At 71.3% G+C, this 20,039-nt stretch carries 22 protein-coding genes and 1 pseudogene; 6 read left to right on the forward strand and 17 right to left on the reverse strand.

Translation table 11 applies throughout. From position 1 onward, the window contains the following. Positions 1-3: 3 nt before the first annotated feature. Positions 4-1,200: a DUF58 domain-containing protein gene (locus QM711_RS11200; protein WP_415099303.1), complete on the forward strand. Its 1,197-nt coding sequence runs from the start codon at positions 4-6 to the stop codon at positions 1,198-1,200. Then, the gene (locus QM711_RS11205) at positions 1,197-3,338 is read left to right on the forward strand and encodes a transglutaminaseTgpA domain-containing protein (RefSeq protein WP_415099305.1); all 2,142 of its coding nucleotides are present in this window, start codon (positions 1,197-1,199) and stop codon (positions 3,336-3,338) included. The genes QM711_RS11200 and QM711_RS11205 overlap by 4 nt, the downstream gene beginning before the upstream one ends. A 5-nt stretch (positions 3,339-3,343) precedes the next feature. Here the strand turns inward: QM711_RS11205 and QM711_RS11210 are convergent, their stop codons facing one another. From QM711_RS11210 to QM711_RS11225, 4 genes are all read right to left on the reverse strand, one after another. Next, entirely contained in the window at positions 3,344-3,715 is a 372-nt protein-coding gene (locus QM711_RS11210) for a DUF3040 domain-containing protein (RefSeq protein WP_415099307.1), read from the reverse strand. Positions 3,716-3,871: 156 nt separating this feature from the next. Further along, entirely contained in the window at positions 3,872-5,086 is a 1,215-nt protein-coding gene (dinB, locus tag QM711_RS11215; protein WP_415099309.1) for a DNA polymerase IV, read from the reverse strand. Then, on the reverse strand, positions 5,083-5,544 hold the full coding sequence (locus tag QM711_RS11220; protein ID WP_415099311.1) for an SAV_6107 family HEPN domain-containing protein: 462 nt from the start codon (positions 5,542-5,544) through the stop codon (positions 5,083-5,085). The genes dinB and QM711_RS11220 overlap by 4 nt, the downstream gene beginning before the upstream one ends. Positions 5,545-5,718: 174 nt before the next feature. Beyond that, the gene (locus tag QM711_RS11225; protein WP_415099974.1) at positions 5,719-6,609 is read right to left on the reverse strand and encodes an aminoglycoside phosphotransferase family protein; all 891 of its coding nucleotides are present in this window, start codon (positions 6,607-6,609) and stop codon (positions 5,719-5,721) included. A gap of 112 nt (positions 6,610-6,721) precedes the next feature. Here QM711_RS11225 and QM711_RS11230 point away from each other — a divergent pair, with 112 nt between their 5' ends. Then, positions 6,722-8,056 carry an FAD-dependent oxidoreductase gene (locus QM711_RS11230; RefSeq protein ID WP_415099313.1) on the forward strand — a complete coding sequence of 445 codons (1,335 nt, stop codon included), beginning with the start codon at positions 6,722-6,724 and terminating at the stop codon, positions 8,054-8,056. A 37-nt stretch (positions 8,057-8,093) separates the two neighbouring features. On the opposite strand, the gene QM711_RS11235 is transcribed toward QM711_RS11230, so the two are convergent. The 4 genes from QM711_RS11235 to QM711_RS11250 all read right to left on the reverse strand — a co-directional run bounded on the left by QM711_RS11235 (position 8,094) and on the right by QM711_RS11250 (position 12,079). Beyond that, positions 8,094-8,465 carry a DUF1707 SHOCT-like domain-containing protein gene (locus QM711_RS11235; RefSeq protein WP_415099315.1) on the reverse strand — a complete coding sequence of 124 codons (372 nt, stop codon included), beginning with the start codon at positions 8,463-8,465 and terminating at the stop codon, positions 8,094-8,096. Between the two features lie 280 nt (positions 8,466-8,745). Further along, positions 8,746-9,588, reverse strand: a complete 843-nt coding sequence (locus QM711_RS11240) for a transglutaminase family protein (protein ID WP_415099317.1) — start codon at positions 9,586-9,588, stop codon at positions 8,746-8,748. Continuing rightward, on the reverse strand, positions 9,585-10,532 hold the full coding sequence (locus tag QM711_RS11245) for an alpha-E domain-containing protein (RefSeq protein ID WP_415099319.1): 948 nt from the start codon (positions 10,530-10,532) through the stop codon (positions 9,585-9,587). The genes QM711_RS11240 and QM711_RS11245 overlap by 4 nt, the downstream gene beginning before the upstream one ends. Continuing rightward, entirely contained in the window at positions 10,511-12,079 is a 1,569-nt protein-coding gene (locus tag QM711_RS11250) for a circularly permuted type 2 ATP-grasp protein (protein WP_415099321.1), read from the reverse strand. The genes QM711_RS11245 and QM711_RS11250 overlap by 22 nt, the downstream gene beginning before the upstream one ends. A 182-nt stretch (positions 12,080-12,261) precedes the next feature. Here QM711_RS11250 and ctlX point away from each other — a divergent pair, with 182 nt between their 5' ends. The 3 genes from ctlX to QM711_RS11265 all read left to right on the forward strand — a co-directional run bounded on the left by ctlX (position 12,262) and on the right by QM711_RS11265 (position 13,914). Next, a complete protein-coding gene (ctlX, locus tag QM711_RS11255; RefSeq protein ID WP_415099323.1) occupies positions 12,262-13,194 on the forward strand; it encodes a citrulline utilization hydrolase CtlX in 933 nt (310 codons plus the stop codon). A 145-nt stretch (positions 13,195-13,339) separates the two neighbouring features. Next, complete coding sequence (locus tag QM711_RS11260) at positions 13,340-13,588, forward strand: hypothetical protein (protein WP_415099325.1); 249 nt, start codon at positions 13,340-13,342, stop codon at positions 13,586-13,588. After that, positions 13,585-13,914, forward strand: a complete 330-nt coding sequence (locus tag QM711_RS11265; protein WP_415099327.1) for a type II toxin-antitoxin system PemK/MazF family toxin — start codon at positions 13,585-13,587, stop codon at positions 13,912-13,914. The genes QM711_RS11260 and QM711_RS11265 overlap by 4 nt, the downstream gene beginning before the upstream one ends. A 36-nt stretch (positions 13,915-13,950) precedes the next feature. Here QM711_RS11265 and QM711_RS11270 read toward each other — a convergent pair whose 3' ends face one another. The 9 genes and pseudogenes from QM711_RS11270 to rpsE form a co-directional block, all read right to left on the reverse strand. Beyond that, complete coding sequence (locus QM711_RS11270; protein WP_415099329.1) at positions 13,951-14,445, reverse strand: SUKH-4 family immunity protein; 495 nt, start codon at positions 14,443-14,445, stop codon at positions 13,951-13,953. Next, positions 14,442-14,945 (reverse strand): DUF2087 domain-containing protein, encoded by a 504-nt coding sequence (locus tag QM711_RS11275; protein WP_415099331.1) that lies wholly within the window; start codon positions 14,943-14,945, stop codon positions 14,442-14,444. Before QM711_RS11275 ends, QM711_RS11270 begins: the two co-directional genes overlap by 4 nt. Positions 14,946-14,948: 3 nt before the next feature. After that, positions 14,949-15,785 carry a type I methionyl aminopeptidase gene (gene map, locus QM711_RS11280; protein ID WP_415099333.1) on the reverse strand — a complete coding sequence of 279 codons (837 nt, stop codon included), beginning with the start codon at positions 15,783-15,785 and terminating at the stop codon, positions 14,949-14,951. A 3-nt stretch (positions 15,786-15,788) separates the two neighbouring features. Then, positions 15,789-16,364 carry an adenylate kinase gene (locus QM711_RS11285; protein ID WP_415099335.1) on the reverse strand — a complete coding sequence of 192 codons (576 nt, stop codon included), beginning with the start codon at positions 16,362-16,364 and terminating at the stop codon, positions 15,789-15,791. 22 nt (positions 16,365-16,386) lie between these two features. Further along, positions 16,387-17,697, reverse strand: coding sequence for a preprotein translocase subunit SecY (gene secY / locus QM711_RS11290; RefSeq protein ID WP_415099337.1), 1,311 nt, complete (start codon positions 17,695-17,697; stop codon positions 16,387-16,389). Positions 17,698-17,896: 199 nt separating this feature from the next. Next, on the reverse strand, positions 17,897-18,625 hold the full coding sequence (locus tag QM711_RS11295; protein ID WP_415099339.1) for a FadR/GntR family transcriptional regulator: 729 nt from the start codon (positions 18,623-18,625) through the stop codon (positions 17,897-17,899). 159 nt (positions 18,626-18,784) lie between these two features. After that, positions 18,785-19,229: pseudogene (gene rplO / locus QM711_RS11300) on the reverse strand (50S ribosomal protein L15). A 1-nt stretch (position 19,230) separates the two neighbouring features. After that, positions 19,231-19,413 carry a 50S ribosomal protein L30 gene (gene rpmD, locus QM711_RS11305; RefSeq protein ID WP_415099341.1) on the reverse strand — a complete coding sequence of 61 codons (183 nt, stop codon included), beginning with the start codon at positions 19,411-19,413 and terminating at the stop codon, positions 19,231-19,233. Further along, entirely contained in the window at positions 19,413-20,018 is a 606-nt protein-coding gene (gene rpsE / locus QM711_RS11310) for a 30S ribosomal protein S5 (RefSeq protein ID WP_415099343.1), read from the reverse strand. The genes rpmD and rpsE overlap by 1 nt, the downstream gene beginning before the upstream one ends. Between the last annotated feature and the right edge of the window lie 21 nt (positions 20,019-20,039).

Below are 20,039 nucleotides of genomic sequence, written 5' to 3' on the forward strand. Positions count from 1 at the left end.
ACGATGATCCGGCTCACCCCCCGCGGCCTCGGCCTGGCCACCGCCGGCGTGGTGCTGCTGATCGGCGCCGGCACCACCGGGCTGCTGGGCCTGGCCTGGCCCGGTGGACTGCTGCTCGGCCTGGTCGGGACGGCCTGCGGGGTGGCGCTGATCTCGACCCGCCGGCCGCGCGCCCGGCGCCGGTTGGTCCCCGACCGGGTGCCCGCCGGATCCCCCGTCCGGGCCGCGCTGGACCTGGACCGCGGCAGCGCCGGGCTGGGCGGGTGGGGGGTGGTGGAGGAAGCCGTCCCCGAGGGCCTGGGCGAGGCGCCCGCGCTGCCGGTGCTGACCGGCTGGGGGCGGTTGCGCAGCCAGTACTCCTATCAACTCGCCACCTCCGTGCGCGGCCGGTACCGGATCGGGCCGATCCTGTGGACGACGGTCGACCCGCTCGGCCTGGCCAGCACCAGGCACCAGCTCGCCGAGCGGACCCTGCTCACCGTGACACCGGCCGTGCTACCGCTCAGCCGGGCAGCCCACGGTGCCGGCACCGGTCTGGTCGGAGAGGCTGCCGAACGCCGCAGCAGCGTGATCGGCCCCGACGACGCGCTCATTCGCGAGTACCGGCCGCGCGACGAGCTGCGCCGCATCCACTGGCCCTCGACCGCCCGGACCGGGACGCTGATGGTGCGCCGCGAGGAGCACGCCTGGGAGCCCAGCGCGCTGATCCTGCTGGACAACCGAGCCAAGAGCCAGGTCGGCCACGGACCCCGGTCCAGCTATGAGTGGGCGGTGTCGGCGGCGGCCTCGATCGCCGTCCACCTGCTGGACGCCGGCTACGACGTGACCCTGGCCGAGGCCGGTGGACGGCAGCTGGCGGCGGCCGGAGAGACGGGGCGGGAGGCGGTGCTGGATCAACTGACCGACAGCACCCTGACCACATCGGGTGATCTCGGCGCGGCGCTACGGGCCCGCGCGGGCACCCGGGCCCAGCTGGTGATCGCCATCGTCGGACGGCTGTCGCGCACCGACGCTTTGGCGCTGACCACGGCGCGGCCACACCCGGCCCCCTGCCGGGCGATCGTGCTGCAGCCGCCGGCACCGGAGGCCGCGGACCCGGCCGAGATCCTGATCGCGGACGGCTGGCGGGTGGTCGCCGATGCCCGTCGGCTCAGCGTCGGTCGAGCCTGGGACCTGCTCGATGAGGCACCGGGCCGGTGAGGGCGTCCGATCTGCTCGGTGCCGCTGTCGCCGCGGCGATGGCGCTGGCGCTCACCGCGCTGACCCCGATCACCGCCGACAGCGGTCTGTTTCTGGACTGCCTGGTGCTGATCGCGGCGATCGGCGGTGCCGGGATCCTGGCCCGCCGGCTGATCCGCGGCGACGGCATGGCCAGCGCGGTACAGGCGACGATCGGGGCGGCGACCTGGTTCGCACTGGCCCTCGGCGCCGGCCTGACGAGTCCGTTCGCGCTGCCCCGGGTGCTCGCCGACGGCGTGCAGTGGACGGTGATCTCGAGTGCGCCGATGGGACCCAACCTCGGCGTCCGGCTGGTCACCGGCGCCGCCGTCGGCGTGCTGGCCTTCCTGGCCGATCAGCTCGCAGTGGCCCACGGGCAGGCGTCCTGGACGCTGCTGCCGCTGGGAGTGCCCTACCTGCTGTCCGCGCTGGCGCTGCCGACCACGACCTCCCTCGGCACCTTGCTCGCCCTCGCCGCCGGCTACCTGCTGGTGTTGCTCGCCGACTCGGCCACCCGCCGTCCGCGGTTCGCCGTCGCGGCTCGGGGCACCCTCGACCTGCTGACCGGGGGGCTGGTCTGCCTGCTCGCCGCCGCGCCCGTGGCGGCACTGGCCGGTGTCGTCACCCCCGGGATCGACCCCGACCGCCCTCCCCCGTTCACCGGGCGCGGGCCGGTCCAGATGGGCGATCCGTCCCTGGACCTGCGGCGCAACCTGCAGCAGCCGGTGGATCGGCGGATCCTCACCTACACCACGAGCTCGCGGGCGGGAGCGCGCCTCCGGCTCACGTCGCTGCCGGTCTTCGACGCCGGCGGCTTCCACCTCAGCCCGATCGAGCTGTTCGACGGGCCGCTGCCCGCGCCGCCCGGCGCCCCGCTGGGACGTCCCCGGTTCCAGATCGACGTCGCGGTCGAAGGCTTCAACTCAGAGTGGCTGCCGCTGCCCTACGCGCCGGCCGACTTCCGGGCCGGCGGTGACTGGCGACACGATCCGGTCTCGCTGAGCGTGCTGGCCACCTCGCAGCAACGCGGCTCCGCCACCAACGGGCTGCGCTACCAGGCCACCATCGTCGATGTCGAGCCCAGCGCGGAGCAGGTGGCCGCGGCCCGCGCCGGCACGCCGTCGGACGCCGGGTCGACCGCCGTCCTGCCGGCCGACCTGCCGCCCCGCGTCCGGGCGCTCGCCCAGGAGATCACCCGCCGGGGCAGCACCGACGGCCGCAAAGCCGTGCTGATCCAGAACTGGCTGCGCTCGGCGGCCTTCACCTACAGCACCGACCCGGCCCCCGGCTCGGGCTACGACGCATTGACCCGGTTCCTGTTCGACGACCGCACCGGCTATTGCGAGCAGTTCGCGGCCTCGATGGCGGTGCTCGCCCGGGCCGTCGGCATTCCGTCGCGGGTGGCCGTCGGCTTCCTGCCCGGCAGCCGTGCCGGCGACGGCTGGGAGGTGTCGATCCGCGATATGCACGCCTGGCCCGAGCTGTACCTGGAGTCGCTGGGCTGGGTCGCCTTCGAGCCCACGCCGTCGGTGGCCAGCCCGCCGGACTATGCCGGCGGCGGGCCCAGCGCGGCACCGACCCGGTCCGCGACGCCGGAGCCCAGCCCCACCGTCGACGAACCGACGCCGCAGACCGAGGAGCCGGCTCCGGCCCCCGAGCCTGAGCAGCCGGCGGCGGAGCAGCCCGGTCCGGACTGGCCGGTCTGGGCCGGCGGAGGGGCGCTGGCCGCCGCGGTGGCCGCAACACCGTGGGGACTGCGCCGGCTGCGCCGGGCGCGGCGACTGTCGGCGTCCGGTCCGCGACAGGCCGTCGCCGGCGCCTGGGACGAGATCCGGGACAGCGTGTGGGACGCCGGCGGCCGGTGGCCTCACGGGTCGGCACGACAGATCGGCGACCTGGTGTCAGCGGGCCTGCCGAGCGACGCGGCCGCGGCACTGGGCCGGGTCGCGGTGCTGGTCGAGCAGGCCCGCTACGCGCAGACGCTGGGCGCAGTCGACGGACTGCGCCCAGACGTCCAAGTCGTCCGCGCGGGCCTCGTCGCGAACCTCACAGGTCCGCAGAAGTGGATGCAGGTGGTGCTGCCACGGTCGTTGTGGCGACGCCTGTGGTGGCGCGGCTGAAAGTGCTACTGGCCTTCGTCCTGGCGACGCCGCCAGCGTTCTTCCATCTTGTCCATGAATGCCTTCTCGCTTTGTGGCGAGCGGGCTGCCGGGCGGGTGACGGCTGCATCGCCGACGTGACGCCATGAGGTGATCGCCACGACGGTGGCGGCGAGCATGATCACGAAACCGGCGATGCTCAGGGCGATGCTGACCTGCATGCCACCGATCAGGCAACCGATGCCGATCAGAAATCCGACCCCGGCCAGGGCTGCTCGACGACGATGCAACCGGCGAGTGGTCGTTCCCCGCAGGGTGCTGGCCAGCTTGGGATCCTCGGCTGCCAGAGCCTCCTCCAGTTGTGTGAGGAGTCGCTGTTCGTCCTCGGAAAGAGCCATGCCAACCTCCCTTCGGTTCAAATGTGCGCGCTGCGATGGCGCGAACCAAGTCTAGGCGGGCGGTCCGGCAAACGGAACAAATCGCCCGAACGGTTCACCTCAATAGAGGCCTGGCCGGCGCTGGACGTGGTGGCGGCCACGAGACCGGTGATCCGGCTAGTCGCTGCGGGCGAGAACCGCCCGCTCCAGGCACTGCGGACCGAACTTCCGGCGCACCGCGTCCATCGCCACCTCCGCCTCACGCCAGCCGCGCTCGGGCGCGTCCAGGGTCGGCTGGCAGTACGCCTTTCCAGCCTCCACCAGACCCTGGACCCGGACGCCCACCCGGCGGATCGGCGTCCCGGACGCGCGGAGCCGGTGGTACAGCAGCATCGCCTGTGCGTGCAGTTCATCGGTGGTGTCGGTGAGGCCGGACAGCGTCGCCGATTTCGATGCCGTCTGGAAGTCGGCGAACCGGATGGTCACGGTGAGTACCCGGCCGAGCACGCCGGCCCGACGCATCCGGCGCGCCACCGTTGCGCACACCCGGAGCAGTTCGGTCCGCACCCGGGCCGGATCGGAGATGTCGTGGGCCAGGGTCCGCTGGCAGCCGACGCCCCGCTCGCCGGCCCGGGCGATCACCCGCCGGTCGTCGCGACCCCAGGCCAGGTCGGCCAGCAGGGCGCCCTGATGGGGCCCGAAGGCCCGCCGCAGCGTGCCGACCGGGGTGTCGGCGAGATCGCCGACGGTGACGATGCCCAACCGGTGCAGCTTGCCGGCGGTCGACTCCCCCACGCCCCAGATCTGCTCGACCGCGAGCGGATGCAGGAAGGCCGCCTCGCCGCCGGGCGGCACCTCGACCAGGCCGTCCGGCTTGGCCTGGCTGGAAGCGACCTTGGCGATGAATTTGTTGCGGCCGATGCCCACCGAGCAGGTGATGCCCTGCTCGTCGTGGACCAGCGCGCGCAGCAACTCGCCGAGCGCGCGGGCGTCGCCGCAGGGACGCAGGCTGCCGGTCACATCGAGGTAGGCCTCGTCGATGGACGCCATCTCGACCCGGCCGGTGACCGACTCGAACACCGCACCGATGCCGGCCGACACCTCGGTATAGGCGTCGAAGTCCGGCGGGATGGCCACCGCCTGTGGGCACATCCGGCGGGCCTTCGCCGACGACATGCCGCCGGCGATCCCGAACGCCCGCGCCTGGTAATTGGCGCTCAGCACCACCCCGCGCCGCTCGCCGCCGACGTAGACCGGCCGGCCGACGAGTTCGGGACGCCGGCGCAGTTCGACCGAGGCGTAGAACGCGTCCATGTCGACGTGCATGATCACCCGCTCGCGGGCCCGCGACGACGGGCCGGGCCGGAGCCCGTCGTGGCTCGGAGCTGTCACGAGACCTCCCGCCGGGCCGGCGCCGGCGACAGCCGGCGCGCCACCCGGTCGTGGAAGATGCCCACGTCACGCAGCAGGTCATCGGCCTCGCGGGCGCTGACCATGGCCACCGCGCCGGCTCGGACCGCTTCGCGTTTCAGCGCCGAGGCGGCGAAGAAGCCGGCCCATTCGGCGTACTCGGGCGCGGTCTCGGCGAGCAGTTGCCACACGTCACGCGGTCGGGCGCGACCAGCGCCGCCGGAGGCCCGGCAGGCCAACACCACCGCTGCCACCCGCAGCGCCGCCAGGTGCGCCAGCAGGAAGCGCTCCGCCGGACGTTCGGCCAGCTCGGCCTGGGTGAGCGCGGCCAGCGCACCGGCCAGCTCCGGGACGGCCATCACACCGCCACCGACACCGACGGCCGGCGCCGGCCACCGCCAGGGCTGGTTGCCTGCGGGCTGCACATCATCGACCTCCATGACTTGCAGGGGGCGCCGGGAACGGACAACCCCGGCGCGGACGGGGGTCGAGGTCCGTCCGCGCCGGGGAGCTGTGAGCCCTTCCCCGACTCGATATCGAACATCTGTTCGATGCGCCCAGCATAGCCCCCGAATGCCGGAACGCGTCAAGCCTGCCAGCCGGGACCGACAGAATCAGCGATCGCCGTCCCCCAGCAGCCGATCGAGGGTGCGCAGGCCCAGCCGATGCATCGCCGGGTTGCTCACCCGGTAGTACCAGACCAGCCCGACCGCCTGCTCCAGCGCCCAGCCGCGGCTGCGCTGCCAGTCGAGCTCGTCGGCGTCCACCTCCGAGCGGAACCGTTCGCGCGGGCCGGCATCCAGCATCGTCCAGGCCACCATCAGGTCGAGCGCCGGGTCCGCCGGGCCGAAGCCGCCGACGTCCAGCAGGCCGGCCAGCCGTCCGGCACGATCCAGCAGCACGTTGCCCGGGGTCAGATCGGTGTGCGCCATCAGGTCGGGAGAGTGTCGCGGCAGCCGGCGCAGCCGCGTCCAGAGTGCGGCCACGGCCGGGACGTCGAACAGGCCGGCACTGCGGTCCAGGCAGTGCGCCACCCACTCGTCATGCGCGGCGAGGTCGCCGCCGCGGCCGGTGCCGGTGAATCGCCGTCCGCCCACCTCGATGCTGCGCATCGCCCGGACCAGCGCGGCCAGGTCGGACGCGCAGTCCGGCGACAGCCGGCGGTCCCAGGCCGGCTGGCCCGGCAGCCAGGTCTGCACCGCCCAGGGCAGCGGGTAGCCGGGGCCGGGGCGTCCGAGCGCCACCGGTTCGGGGGTCGGCACGCTCACCCGGCCGAGGAGCTCCGCGGCCGCGGACGCCTCCCGCTCCAGGGTTGCCCGGACGGCACCGGGGTCCTCCGGTCGCAGCGGGAACCGGGCGACCAGGCCGTCCCCGATCCGGAACAGCGCGTTGACGGTGCCCATCGCGGCCACCGGGCGGATGGCCAGGCCGCGCCATCGCGGGAACTGGCCCGCGACCAGCGCCGCCACCACGTCGGCGTCGATCGACAACTGGTCGTGGTGCATCACCCCGGCGACCCTACGCGGTGGGCGTGGAATCGCGGCGGCCGTAGGGTGACGCCATGAGTTGTCCCGATCCGTTGGTCAGTGCACCGGAGCGGCCAGGAATCCGGGCGAGATGAGTGAGGTCGCGGTCATCGGCGGGTCGCTGGCGGGGCTGGCGGCTGCCGCCCGGCTGGCCAAGGCGGGCCACCGGGTGGTGCTGTTCGAGGCCGGCGACCGGCTCGGCGGGCGTTGGGCCGAGCCGGGTGTGCTGCCGCCGGTGCTGACCTTCCCGGCACCCTGGCGGGACCTGTTCCGCAAGTCCGGGCGTCCCTTCGATGCCGAACTGGCCCGCAGCGGCCACGCCCTGGTGCCGGCGCCGGCCGCCGTCCATCACTTCGCCGACGGCAGCGTGCTGAAGCTGCCCGCCGACCGGGGTGACCAGTGGGGGGTGCTGTCCGAAGCCTGGGGTTCCGGCGCGGCGAGCCGCTGGCGGGATCTGCTGGACGACCTCGACGAACGCTGGCAGTTGCTGCGCCGGCTCGGCCTCGAGGACGAGTTCGACGACGCCGCGCTCACCCTGGCCCGGCGTCGCCGGCTCGGTGTCAACCACAGCGTCGCCGCCCTGGCCCGCCGCTCCGGTCATCCGCAGGCGGACGCGCTGCTCCGCTCGAGCGCGTGGCGAATCGGCTCCCGGCCGGAGCGGACGCCCGAGTTCGTCGCCGTCCGGCTGGCGATCGAACGCACCTTCGGCCGTTGGCAGCTGACCCGGGACGGCGTCCCGGTGCCGGGCGCGGAACTGATCGATCTACTGGCTGCCCGGCTGGCGTTGCGCCGGGTGGAGGTGCGGCTCGGCCAGGTCGTCACCGGAATCGCGCCCGGCCGGGTCCAGACCGCCACCGGCACGGTTGAGGTGGACGCGATCGTCGCCACCGTGAACCCGTGGGAGTACCTGCGGCTGACCGGCCGGAGCGAGCCGGTGCTGCGCCGCCGGACGGCCTGGACCCGGCCCGCGCTGGCTCCACGGATCGTGGTGACGTCCGACCCGGCCACGGCCGGCACACAACTATCCGGATCAGGCCGGTCTGACCCTGCGCGATCCGGATCCTTGTCGTCTCCGGATCCGGGGCCGCCCGGGGTGGTCAGCGAAGACGTCCACCACAGCCCCGGCGGGGTTCGAGTGGAGTACCGGATGACGACGGCCGAGGGTCCGCTGTTGATCGTGCACGACCACACCGCCGGCTCACCGGACCCGGGATTCGGCACCCGCTGGGCGTCGGCGCGAACCTGGCTCCGGCAGCCGCCGCTACGTCCGCAGACCACGACGGTGGTGCTGGCCGGCGCCTCCAGCCGGGGCGGCAGCGACCCGTGGGCACAACTGCTCTCCGCCGCGCTGGCCACGTATGTGACTCACGAGAACCTGACCGGTGCCGACATCCGCCCCACCAACAAGGCGGTCAAGGTCCGCTAGCCCGGCCGGTGGGCGGCTGCGGCTGCGGCTGCGGCTGCTACAGCAGGATCAGCACCAGCAGCAGGATCGCGACCGCGATCCCGGTGCCGAGCCCGGCGGCCATCAGCACCGCGCCCTTGTTGCCCGGCCGCTTGGCCGGCAGCAGTTCACCGGGAGCCACCGTGCCGGTCTCGATCACCGCCGGGACGGCGAAGGTGTCCTTGGCCGGCAGTGCGGCCACCACCTCCGCGACCTCCCCGAGGGTGTGGGCGGCGAACACCCGGTCCAGCATCGCCCGGTAGTCGTCGGTGTCGATGGCTCCCCGCGCGAACTCCTCGTTCAGCCGTCCGGCCAGTTCTTCGCGCTCGCCGTCGCTCAGCGGCTCCAGCGGCCGGGACCGGTACTTCGACGAGATCGGGAGATTGTCCACCCGTCCAGGCTAGCCGGGCTCGTCGGCGTCACCAGCCACTCGCCCGGCTTCCCGGCGTTCGGCGATGTCGAGATCCGTGACCGATGGAGAGGTGGCTCGCCGATGTCGGGTCGCGACACGAAATCCGTCAGGCAACCCTCCATCGGACGGCGATGTCGAGATCGCCGGCCCCGGCGGGACGTGACCCATCCTCAGGACCCGGCGGAGTCGTCGCCGAGGGACAGTAATTCCGGCGACCGGACCACTGGGTTGCTGGCGCTCGGCAGATGGGACGTCCGGCCTACTCGAGCACCGTCATCTCGACCTCGACGTACATCTCGGATTCGGCAGCCCCGGAGTAGATGCCGCGCAGCGGCGGCACGTCGGTGTAGTCCCGGCCGACGCCGACCTCGACATGGAACTCACCAGGAGCGGAGTCGTTGGTCGGGTCGAGGCCGACCCAGGCGCCGTCCCAGTACTGCAGCCAGGCATGCGACTCGGCCTTGCGGGCCTGGCCGGACACCGGGTCCTTCGCCGGCATCAGGTACCCGGAGACGTAGCGCGCGGGGATGCCCACGCTGCGCAGCGCGCCGATGGCGACGTGCACCATGTCCTGACAGACGCCGGCGCGGGCGTCCCAGACGTCCCTGGCTCGGGTCCGGACGTGGGTGACGCCGGTCATGTACTGGACCCGGTCGCGGATGGTCGCGACCACGGCGGCGACGGTCTCGGCCGGGCTTGCCGCCCGCGCCACCCCGGCGGCGAACCCGCACAACTCGGGGCCGGGGTCGATGTGCTCGCTGAGGGTGAGCATCTCGACCATCCGGTCCTCAAGCCCCGGATCGGCCAGTTCCTCCCAGCTCGCCCCGGGGCCGGGCTCGGCGGCCCGGGTCACCTCGACCGTCGCCGTCGACGTCACCCCAAGCCGGGAATGCCGCTCGCGAATCTCGAACGAGGTCACCTTGGTGCCCCAGTAGTCGCGGTAGCTCAGCACCCAGGGCGAGGGCTGGATGTCGATCCGCGACGACACCACCCACTGCTCGCGGGTGGTGCGCGGAGTCATCCGCACCTCGTTGTACGAGCCCAGCACCGGCTCGCGGTACGCGTAGCCGGTGTGATGGACGATCCGGATCTGCCTGGTCACTGTTCGCCTCCCCGCCACACGGCCGCCGTGGCCCCCTCGAAGTACCGCTGACTGATCGCCGTGCTGGCCTGGTTGCAGACCCACTGCAGGTCGGCCATCCGGCTGGGCAGGTCGTGCAGCACCTCCCCCGGTGGCCGGTACTCCAACTCGGCCCGGGCGGTGCCCAGCAGCCGCTGCGCGGCGTCCTCGATGCCGGCCCGGCGTTCGGTCTGGCCCAGGTCGGCCAGCGCGTCCTCGGCGGCGGTCAGAGTGAACACCAGCGAGCGCGGGAACAGCCGGTCGAGCAGCAGGAACTCCGCGGCGTCCCGGTCGGTGGTGACGCCGCCGTAGGTCCGCAGGAAGGCGTGATGGGCACCGCAGCCGCGCAGCACGTTGTTCCAGGCGCTCTGCGAACCCGAGGTGATGGACGCCGACTGGATCAGCCGGGCGATCATGTCGGCCCGCTCGATGGAGCGGCCGAGCACCAGGAATCGCCAGCCCTCGTCATGGCTCATCGTGGAGTCGGCGGTCCCGGAGATGACCGCGCAGCGTTCCCGGATCAGCTTGAAGGCGGTGGCCGGACGCATCCGCTGCAGCCGTCCGCCGCGCACCGAGTTCCAAGTGGTGTTGATCGCCTCCCACATCTCGGTGGACACCGTCTCCCGAGCCCGCCGCGCCGACTCCCGGGCGCCGCCCAGCGCGGCCGCCACCGACGTGGGCGAGCCGGAGTCGTAGCAGAGCGCGTTCAGCACGTACTGGACGTCGGACGTCCGGCCCTCGGGCGGCGGATAGCCCATCACCTCGAGCAGCGACTGGCCGGCCGCGTCCTGGTCGACGCTGGGGTCGTCCAGCAGCAGCTGCAGGTGCACCTCGACGATCCGGCAGGTGTCCTCGGCGCGCTCCAGGTAACGGCCGATCCAGAACAGCGACTCGGCGATCCGGCTCAGCATGACGACCCCATCCACTGGCTCTGCTGTTGCTGTTCCTGCTGCTGTTGAATGCTCTCGTCGCCGATGTCGGCCAGCGGGACCACCATCGGCATCGCCTTGGGCCGGGTCCGTTTGCGTTGTCCGCGGACGCCGTCGCGGGCCAGCACCCAGGTGTCCTTCGAGCCGCCGCCCTGGGACGAGTTCACGATCAGTTCGCCCTCGGGCAACGCCACCCGGGTCAGGCCACCGGGCAGCACGTAGATGCTGCTGCCGTTGTTCACCGCGAACGGCCGCAGGTCGACGTGCCGGGGACGCATCGAGCCGTCGATCATCGTCGGCACGGTGGAGAGCTGCACCACCGGCTGGGCGATCCAGCCGCGCGGGTTGGCCAGCACCGCCGAGCGCAGCTTGTCCAGCTTGCGTTGGCTGGCCACCGGCCCGATCACGATGCCCTTGCCGCCGGAGCCGTCCACCGGCTTGAGCACCAACTCGTCGAGCCGGTCCAGCACCTCCTCGCGGGAGTCCCGGTCCTCCATCCGCCAGGTGTCGACACCGGGGATGATCGGTTCTTCGGAAAGGTAGTAGCGGATCAGGTCGGGCACGTAGGTGTAAACCAGCTTGTCGTCGGCAACCCCGTTGCCGACGCAGTTCGCCAGCGTGACATTGCCGGCCCGGACGGCGTTGATCAGACCCGCGCAGCCCAGCATCGAGTCGGCCCGGAAGGTGGCCGGGTCGAGGAACTCGTCGTCCAGGCGCCGGTAGATCACGTGCACCGGACGCAAGCCCTGGGTGGTCCGCACCCGGACGCGTCCGGCCTGGCAGACCAGGTCGCGGCCCTCGACCAGCTCGACGCCCATCATCCGGGCCAGCAGCGCGTGCTCGAAGTAGGCCGAGTTGTAGACGCCCGGGGTGAGCACGACGACCGTCGGGTCGGTGATGCCGCTGGGCGCCGCCGCACGCAGCGCCGCCAGCAGCTGCAGCGGGTATTGCTCGACCGGTCGGATCCGGTGCCGGCTGGTCACCTCGGGCAGGGCCGAGAACATCGCCCGCCGGTTGGTCATCACGTAGGAGACCCCGGACGGCACCCGGACGTTGTCCTCGAGCACCCGGAAAGTGCCCTCGTTGTCGCGGATCAGGTCGATCCCCGAGACGTGCACCCGGACGCCGTTGGGCGGCACGACGCCGTGCATCACCCGGTGGAAGTGCGGCGAACTGGTCACCACCCGGCGCGGGATGACGCCGTCGTCGAAGACCTTGCCGTCGCTGTACACGTCGGCCAGGAAGGCCTCCAGCGCCTTGACCCGCTGGGCGACGCCGGCCTCGACCACGGCCCATTCGTCGGCGAGCAGGATCCGCGGCACGATGTCGAGCGGGAACGGGCGCTCCTCGCCGCCGATGTCGAAGGTCACGCCCTGGTCGAGATAGGTGCTCTTCAGGTAGTCGGCCCGCGACCGGACCTCCGTGGCCTCGAGCTTGCCCAGCTGCCGCAATGCGGAGGAGTAGGCCGTCCGGACGCCCTCGCTGGAGATCATCTCGTCGAAGGCCGGCCCCGTCGCCTGATAGTCCGAGAACAGTGCGCTCACGGGGGTCAGGGTATTGCGGAATTGTTTCGGAGTGGTATCACCGGGCTCGGAGCGCCGGACGTGGTCGGGTATCGTGCTCTCGCGTCCCCGGTGGTGCGTTCAGGCAGTCCGCACCGGCCAGCCTCTGGCGCCTGGTTCGGTCGGACCTGCCCCTCAGACAGCCGGATCAGAAGGGTTCGCCGATGAACTACCGCAATGTCCAGGCGCCGACCGCCGTGGTGATGGTGCGCCCGCACCGCTTCAGGGTCAACGCCGAAACGCTCGCTGACAACGCCTTCCAGACGGTTCCGGCCGGCGATTACGCCACCGAGGCGATCGCGACCGCCGCGCGCGCGGAGTTCGACGCCGCGGTCGATGAGTTGACCCGGGCCGGCGTCACCGTGCACGTGTTCGACGACTTCGGCCAGCTGGACACGCCGGACTCGGTGTTCCCGAACAACTGGTTCTCCACCCACCACGGCGGACGGATCGCGATCTACCCGATGTATGCGCCGAATCGCCGCCGGGAGCGGCGCGCGGACGTGATCGAGCTGCTGAAGAGCACCTACCGCGTCCAGGAGGTGATCGACTACTCGGGTCTGGAGTACGACAACCTGTTCCTGGAGGGCACCGGCGCAATGGTGCTCGACCACGCCGAACGGCTCGCCTACGTGGCGAACTCGCACCGCGCCGATCCGGTGATCCTGGAGCGCTTCTGCACCGCGTTCGGCTACGAGCCGATGGCGTTCCCGACCGCCGGGCCGGACGGCCGTCCGGTCTACCACACCAACGTGATGATGGGCATCGCGTCGGAATACGTGCTGATCTGCCTGGACGCGATCAGCGAGCCGGCCCGCCGCGCCGAGGTGGCCGGACGACTCGCCGACAGCGGACGCACGGTGCTGGAACTGAGTTTCGCCCAGGTCGCCGACTTCGCCGGCAACATCCTCGAACTGACCGGCTCGAACGGACGCGTGCTCGCGCTTTCCGCCCGGGCCGCCGACGCGCTCACCGACGAGCAGCGGGCCGTCATCGAAGAGTCGGCCACCCTGCTGCCGCTGGCCATTCCGAGCATCGAACGCGCCGGCGGATCGGTGCGCTGCATGATCGCCGGGGTGCACCTGACCCCGCGCTGAGTCCCCGATCATCGTGGGTCGAGCTTGTCGAGACCCCGGCCCGTGTTCCGTGAACGAGGTCTCGACCAGCTCGACCAGCTCGACCAGCGAGAAAGCCGCATCGATCAGTGCGTCCCAACTGCCACATTCGTGGCATGATCGTGGCATGGCACGGCAGCGTATCAGTACGACGGTGGACGCCGAGTTGTTGGCACGGGCACGAGCACTCGATCACACCGGCACGGACGCGAGCATGATCGAGCGGGCCCTCCGGGCCCTGCTGGCCGAGGTCCGGGCGGTCGAGATCGATCGGGCCTACAGCACCGGCTACGCCGCCCAGCCGATGAACGCTCCCGACGAGTGGGGCGATCTGGCCAGCTTCGGCGCCGCCGTCCGGACGTCCGGTCCGCGATGAGCCTTCCCGAGTGGGGTGAGCTGTGGTGGTGTGAGCACCCGGACATCGGACGCCGTCCCGTCGTCATCCTCTCCCGGACCGCGGCCATCACGGCTCGCCGGCTGGCGATGATCGCACCCTGCACGACGACGATCCGCAACCTGCCCAGTGAGGTTCGCCTCGAACCCGGGGAGGATCCGGTCCCCCGTCCGTGCGTGGTCAACCTCGACTCGGTGGAGCAGGTGCCGGCCGGTCTGCTCGTCCAGCGACTCGGACGGCTGGCCGGCGACCGCATGCACGCGGTGTGCAACGCCCTTGCGATCGCCGTGAACTGCACGAACCGCTGAACCGGAACGCGAGCACACAGCGAACCGAACCGATGGCTACAGCAGACCGTCACTCAGCTGTTCGAAGATCAGCGCCCACCAGTCGTCGGGATCAGCGAAGGCCGACGGGTCGAGTCGTAGCAACTGCTGACGAAGCGTCGCCACCGACCGGTCGATCTGGTCGTCGTCCAACTGCGCGAACCGGGCCAGGACGCCACTGGTAAGAGCCAGGAACTCGGCGAAGGAGGCGAGGTCGGCGTTCACCCGGCGAACCGGGCCGCCGTCCGCTCGGACCGACAACACCTCGCCGTCGGGCGGGCGGACGCAGATCAGCGACCCGAAGTCGGTGCCGACCTGGATGGTTCCCGCTCCCGGTCCCGAAGTGATCGGGCGGGGCCGCACGGCCGCGAACAAAGGCTCCGCCGAAACCGGCAGACCCACTCCGACGAGGACGTCGGCGGCGCCGCCAATCAGACCCAGCTTGCCTACCGGCCCGGCAGGAGTCCTGAGCGGGTTCTCCCAGGCCCGCGCCGCTTCGGTTGGATCGATCATCGAGGGCTCGGCAGCCGGTAGTCACGCCCGTCCGGACTGCGCAGCAGGCACCCGGCGTCCACCAGGTAGCGGCGCAGCGCGACCGGGTCGTCGGCCACCTGGGCCAACCGGGAGGTGAGCTGCTTCTCGTCCAGACACTCACCGGCGGCCAGGACGCGGCCGGCGAGCCAGCCGAACAACTCTGCCCGGTCGCGAGCCCGGCGCGGCAGCCCGGTGAGCCGTCCGCCGGTCAGGAAACGCTCCGGGCCCTCGGCCGCGCGGGGCGGATCATCGCGCAGCAGGCCGGCGAATATCTCACTCGGTCGCAACTCGTCCTGCTCGACGGTGACAAGGCCGGCCGAGGTCAGCGCCCGCAACCGTCGCGCGCCGGCGGAATCCAGGTCGCCGGCGGTCAGTGCGCGGCCTTCGGCATCGGCCACCACGATGCGGGCATAGAGCAGCCGGCGATCAGTGTCGGCGAGGCTGGCCGTCACCTGGCGCCAGTGCCCGGACCTGGCCATGGCTCAGTCGGCCAGCGGTCCGAAGGTGGCACCGAGCGCGGTCAGCTCGGCCTCGCCGCCGTCCTGCGCGGTCAACACCCACAGGCCGTGCTTGGTGAGCGCCATGGTGTGCTCCCAGTGGCAGGCCCGGGACCGGTCCCGGGTGACGATGGTCCAGCCGTCGTCCTGGGTCGCCGTGCCCTCGCCGCCCAGGGTGAGCATCGGCTCCACCGCCAGGCAGACGCCCTCGACCAGCAGCGGGCCGCGACCACGGCGTCCGTGGTTGGGGACGTCGGGGGCCTGATGCATCTGCGACCCGATGCCGTGGCCGGTGAATTCGCGGACGATGCCGTAGCGTTCCCGGCGGCTGCGCACATAACCCTCGACGGCGGCGGAGATGTCGCCCACCCGTCCGCCGATCCGAGCGGCCGCGATGCCGCGCCACATCGATGTCCGGGTGACGTCGCTGAGCCGGACGTCGTCGGCGCGAGCCTCGCCGATGCTGAAACTGATCGCCGAATCGCCGTGCCAGCCGTCCACGATGGCCCCGAAGTCGACCGAGACCAGATCGCCGTCGGCGAGCACTCGGGAGCCGGGGATCCCGTGCACGATCTCGTCGTTGACCGAGATGCAGGTGACTGCCGGGAACGGTGGGACGCCCCAGCCGCCGCCGTAGTGCAGGAACGAGGACGTCGCACCGGCGCGAGCCAGTTCGTCGCGAGCGAGGCCGTCCAGCTCAGCGGTGGTGACGCCGGCCGTAGCCGCGTCCCGCACCGCGGCCAGCGTGTTGGCGACCACCAAGCCGGCGCGCCGCATGGCGCGCACCTGCTCGGGGGTCTTGATCTCGATGCCACCCGCCACGGATCAGCGACCGAGCCTCTCGGCCAGCGCTGCCAGCACCCGCGCCGACACCTCGTCGACGGTGCCCATGCCGTCGACCTCGACCAGCATGCCCCGCTCGCGGTAGATGTCCAGCAGCGGGTCGGTCTGCTCGTGGTAGACCTCCATCCGGTTGCGGATGGTCTCTTCGTTGTCGTCGGGACGGCCCTCGATCTCGGCGCGCTTCAGCATCCGATGGATGATCGCTTCCTCGTCGGCGGTGATCGACACCACCGCGTCGAGGGCGGCCCCGTCCTTGGCAAGCTCGGCGTCCAGGGCGTTGACCTGACGGGCGGTCCGGGGGAAGCCGTCGAGCAGCCAGCCGTCGGCCGCGTCCGGCTCGTTCAGCCGGCTGACGACAACCTTCAAGGTCAGGCTGTCGGGCACGTAACCGCCCTCGGAGATGATCCGCTTGATCCGCTCCCCCAACGGCGTCCGGTTGGTGATCGCCAACCGGAAGATGTTGCCGGTGGAGATCGCCGGGATCCGGTAGTGCTCGCCGATGATGGCGGACTGGGTTCCCTTGCCGGCTCCCGGAGGTCCCATGATCAAAAGTCGCATCGCGTCCTGCCTCACCGTCGAGTTAGCGGAGGAATCCTTCGTAGTTGCGCTGCTGGAGCTGGCTCTCGATCTGCTTGACCGTGTCCAGTCCAACGCCGACAACGATCAGAATGCTAGTGCCACCGAACGGGAAGTTGTTCTGGGCGTTGAAGAAGATGAACGCGATCGCCGGAATCAGTGAGATCAGCGCCAGGTAGAGCGACCCAGGCGCGGTCAGCCGGGACAGCACGAACGCCAGGTATTCCTCGGTCGGCTTGCCGGCCCGGATGCCCGGGATGAAGCCGCCGTACTTCTTCATGTTGTCGGCCACCTCGACGGGGTCGAAGGTGATCGCCACATAGAAGTACGTGAACGCGATGATCAGCACGAAGAAGATGGTGTTGTACCACAGCCCGGTGCCCCGGACCAGGTGGGTCTGGATCCAGGCCGAGATGTCGTTATCGGGCTGGAACTGCGAGTACAGCACCGGCAGGTAGAGCATCGACGAGGCGAAGATCACCGGGATGACGCCGGCCTGGTTGACCTTCATCGGAATGTAGGTGGTGGTGCCGCCGAACAGCCGCCGGCCGACCATTCGTTTGGCGTACTGGACGGGGATCCGGCGCTGCGCCTGCTCCATGAAGATGACGCCCAGCATCACCAGCAGGCCGATCCCCATCACCACCGAGAAGGCCAGCCAGCCGGCGGCGCCCTCGCGGCTCTCCTTGATCGCCCACAGCGAGGCAGGGAACTGGGCGGCGATCTGGGTGAAGATCATCACCGACATGCCGTTGCCGACGCCGCGCTCGGTGATCAGCTCGCCCATCCACATGATCAGGCCGGTGCCCGCGGTCATCGTCATCACCATCACCACGATGGCGAAGATGCCCTTGTCGTAGACGAGGTCGCGGGTGCAGCCCTGGAAGAGCTGCCCGTTGACCGCGAGGGTGACGAAGGCGGTGGCGTTCAGCACGGCCAGCACCAGGGTCAGGTAGCGGGTGTACTGGGTGATCTTGGCGGTGCCGGAGGCGCCCTCCTTCTTCAGCGTTTCCAGCCGCGGGATCACCACCGTCAGCAACTGCAGGATGATGCTGGCGGTGATGTAGGGCATGATGCCGAGCGCGAAGATCGCCAGCTGCAGCAGCGCACCGCCGGAGAACAGGTTGATCATGGAGTACAGGCCGGCGTTGGCGCCGGAGGCCGCCTCGACCCGGCAGGCGTTGACATTGACCAGGTTCACGTTCGGCGTCGGGATCACCGAACCGAGCCGGAAGACCGCGAGGATGCCGAGCGTGAACAGGATCTTGCGGCGCAGATCTGGCGTCTTCAGCGCGTTGACGAAGGCCGACAGCATCCGACCAGTACTCCTCTACCGATAGCTCAGCGCGCGGGAGCCCGCGCACAACCTGACAGACTCTACCAACTTCCGTGCGCCGACCCGAGCCGAGGCTGATCGGCGGTTGCCAGGGGGCGCGCCGATCAACCAGGTCCCGGTTTGCGCCGCACCCGGCGTGCGGTCGAGACACCCCAACTCTGGTGGGCCGGCTGACCCGCTAGACCGACCAGTGATCGGAGCTGGCCGACTCGGCGATCGACGGGCGGGCGCCGACTCGCGCGGTCATCCCCGCCAGGCCTTGCGCGGCCTGCGCCCGGGACGCGATCCGGGCGGTCTCGCCGTCCCCGGCGGCCACCGCCGCGGCGATCCGGCGATACCGCTCGGCCCAGACCAGGCCGGGTTCGGGGGGCGGCGGGCGATCCTGGCCCTCGACCAGCCGGACCACTCCGGAGAAGCCGGCGAACAGCTCGTTGGCGGTGGACCGCAGTAGCAGCATGTGGAAGGCCAACTCTGCCTGGGCGCGAGCAGTCTCATGATCGGGCTGCCGGCTGGCGCGGACGATCTCGTCGGCCAGTTCGACCAGTCGTTCGCGCTGCTCGGCAGTGGCGTTGCGAGCCGCCAGCTCGGCTGCCATCGGTTGCAGCGCGACCCGCAGCTCGGTGACGTCCAGTAGCACGCGGTCGTGCTCCTCGCCGCGCAGCCGCCAGCCGACCACGAGCGGGTCGAGGACGTTCCAGCTGGTCCGCGGCCGGACGGTGATGCCGACCCGTCGGCGGGAGCGGACGATGCCGAGCGACTCCAGGATCCGCATGATCTCGCGGGCCACCGTCCGCGACACCGTGAACCGCTGCTCCAGATCGGCCAGGGTGAGCACCGAGCCGACCGGGCGGGCGCCGTCCACGATCTCCTGCCCGATCGCATCGAGGGCAGCGTGATGGAGATGCACGGAGGCCATGGTGTGGGGGTGTTCCCTTTCGGTCCCGGTCAGGATAGCGGCGGCTCCGGCGCGCGCCCGCCCCGGAAGGAACCGCGGACGGCACACCTCCCCGGACGGCACGAGGGCGGGACGACCACAGGTCGTCCCGCCCTCGCGGTCTGGATCAGCTCACAGCTGGGTGGCGGTGCCCCCGGCTGCCCTCGATCTTGCTCTTGGCCGATGCGGAGAACGCGTGCGCGCTCACCTGCAGGGCCACCGAGACCTCGCCGTTGCCGAGCACCTTGACCAGGTTGCCGTCGCGGACGGCACCGGCGGCGACCAGCTCGGCCACGCCGACCTCACCGCCGTCGGGGAACAGCTCGCCGAGCTTGGCGACGTTCACCACCTGGTACTCGACCCGGAACGGGTTCTTGAAGCCGCGCAGCTTGGGTAGCCGCATGTGCAGCGGCATCTGCCCGCCCTCGAAGTTCTGCGGCGTGTTCTTGCGCGCCCCGGTGCCCTTGGTGCCGCGGCCGGCGGTCTTGCCCCGCTTGCCACCCTCACCGCGACCCACCCGGGTCTTCTCGGTCTTTGCACCCGGAGCCGGGCGCAGATGATGCAACTTCAGCGGCATGTCAGTCGACCTCCTCGACGGCGACCAGGTGCGAGACCGACTTGGCCATCCCGACGAGCTCGGGACGGGCCTCGATCACCACCGAGTCGCCGATCCGCTTGAGACCGAGCGACCGCAGGGTCTCGCGCTGGTTCTGCTTGCGACCCACGCCGGACTTGACCTGGGTCACCTTGATCTTGCTCATCAGTGCTTCGCCTCCTCACGGGCGCGCAGCAGCGCGGCCGGGGCGACGTCCGCCACCGGCAGGCCACGACGCTTGGCGACCTGCTCGGGCTCTTCCAGGCTCTTCAGCGCGGCAACGGTGGCGTGCACCACGTTGATCGCGTTGTCCGAGCCCAGCGACTTGGCGAGCACGTCGTGGACGCCGGCGCACTCGAGCACGGCGCGGGCCGAGCCACCGGCGATGACGCCGGTACCCGGGGACGCCGGGCGCAGCATGACCACGCCGGCCGCCTTCTCACCCTGGACGGGGTGCGGGATGGTGCCCTGGATGCGCGGCACCCGGAAGAACGCCTTCTTGGCCTCTTCCACACCCTTGGCGATCGCGGCCGGCACCTCGCGGGCCTTGCCGTAGCCGACCCCCACGGTGCCGTCGCCGTCGCCCACCACGACCAGCGCGGTGAAGCTGAACCGGCGGCCACCCTGGACGACCTTGGCCACCCGGTTGATCGCCACTACCTTCTCGAGGTAGTTGCTCTTGTCCTTTTCGGCGTTGTTGCCCCGACGGTCCTCGCGGCCACGACGCTCGCCACCAGCGGCACCGCCTCCGCGGCGCTGGTTTCCATTCATCGTTGTTTCCTTTCGAGTTCC

The organism is Micropruina sp., from assembly GCF_047602385.1.
Taxonomy (GTDB): domain Bacteria; phylum Actinomycetota; class Actinomycetes; order Propionibacteriales; family Propionibacteriaceae; genus Micropruina.

Excerpts from the sequence above, each read along its gene's own strand:
- rpsE (WP_415099343.1), bottom strand. The coding sequence starts at position 20,018 with ATGAATGGAAACCAGCGCCGCGGAGGCGGTGCCGCTGGTGGCGAGCGT.
- QM711_RS11260 (WP_415099325.1), top strand. The coding sequence starts at position 13,340 with ATGGCACGGCAGCGTATCAGTACGACGGTGGACGCCGAGTTGTTGGCA.
- QM711_RS11265 (WP_415099327.1), top strand. The coding sequence starts at position 13,585 with ATGAGCCTTCCCGAGTGGGGTGAGCTGTGGTGGTGTGAGCACCCGGAC.
- QM711_RS11220 (WP_415099311.1), bottom strand. The coding sequence starts at position 5,544 with ATGGAGGTCGATGATGTGCAGCCCGCAGGCAACCAGCCCTGGCGGTGG.
- QM711_RS11225 (WP_415099974.1), bottom strand. The coding sequence starts at position 6,609 with ATGCACCACGACCAGTTGTCGATCGACGCCGACGTGGTGGCGGCGCTG.
- QM711_RS11210 (WP_415099307.1), bottom strand. The coding sequence starts at position 3,715 with ATGGCTCTTTCCGAGGACGAACAGCGACTCCTCACACAACTGGAGGAG.
- secY (WP_415099337.1), bottom strand. The coding sequence starts at position 17,697 with ATGCTGTCGGCCTTCGTCAACGCGCTGAAGACGCCAGATCTGCGCCGC.
- QM711_RS11230 (WP_415099313.1), top strand. The coding sequence starts at position 6,722 with ATGAGTGAGGTCGCGGTCATCGGCGGGTCGCTGGCGGGGCTGGCGGCT.
- rpmD (WP_415099341.1), bottom strand. The coding sequence starts at position 19,413 with ATGAGCAAGATCAAGGTGACCCAGGTCAAGTCCGGCGTGGGTCGCAAG.
- QM711_RS11200 (WP_415099303.1), top strand. The coding sequence starts at position 4 with ATGATCCGGCTCACCCCCCGCGGCCTCGGCCTGGCCACCGCCGGCGTG.
- QM711_RS11285 (WP_415099335.1), bottom strand. The coding sequence starts at position 16,364 with ATGCGACTTTTGATCATGGGACCTCCGGGAGCCGGCAAGGGAACCCAG.
- QM711_RS11275 (WP_415099331.1), bottom strand. The coding sequence starts at position 14,945 with ATGGCCAGGTCCGGGCACTGGCGCCAGGTGACGGCCAGCCTCGCCGAC.
- QM711_RS11270 (WP_415099329.1), bottom strand. The coding sequence starts at position 14,445 with ATGATCGATCCAACCGAAGCGGCGCGGGCCTGGGAGAACCCGCTCAGG.
- ctlX (WP_415099323.1), top strand. The coding sequence starts at position 12,262 with ATGAACTACCGCAATGTCCAGGCGCCGACCGCCGTGGTGATGGTGCGC.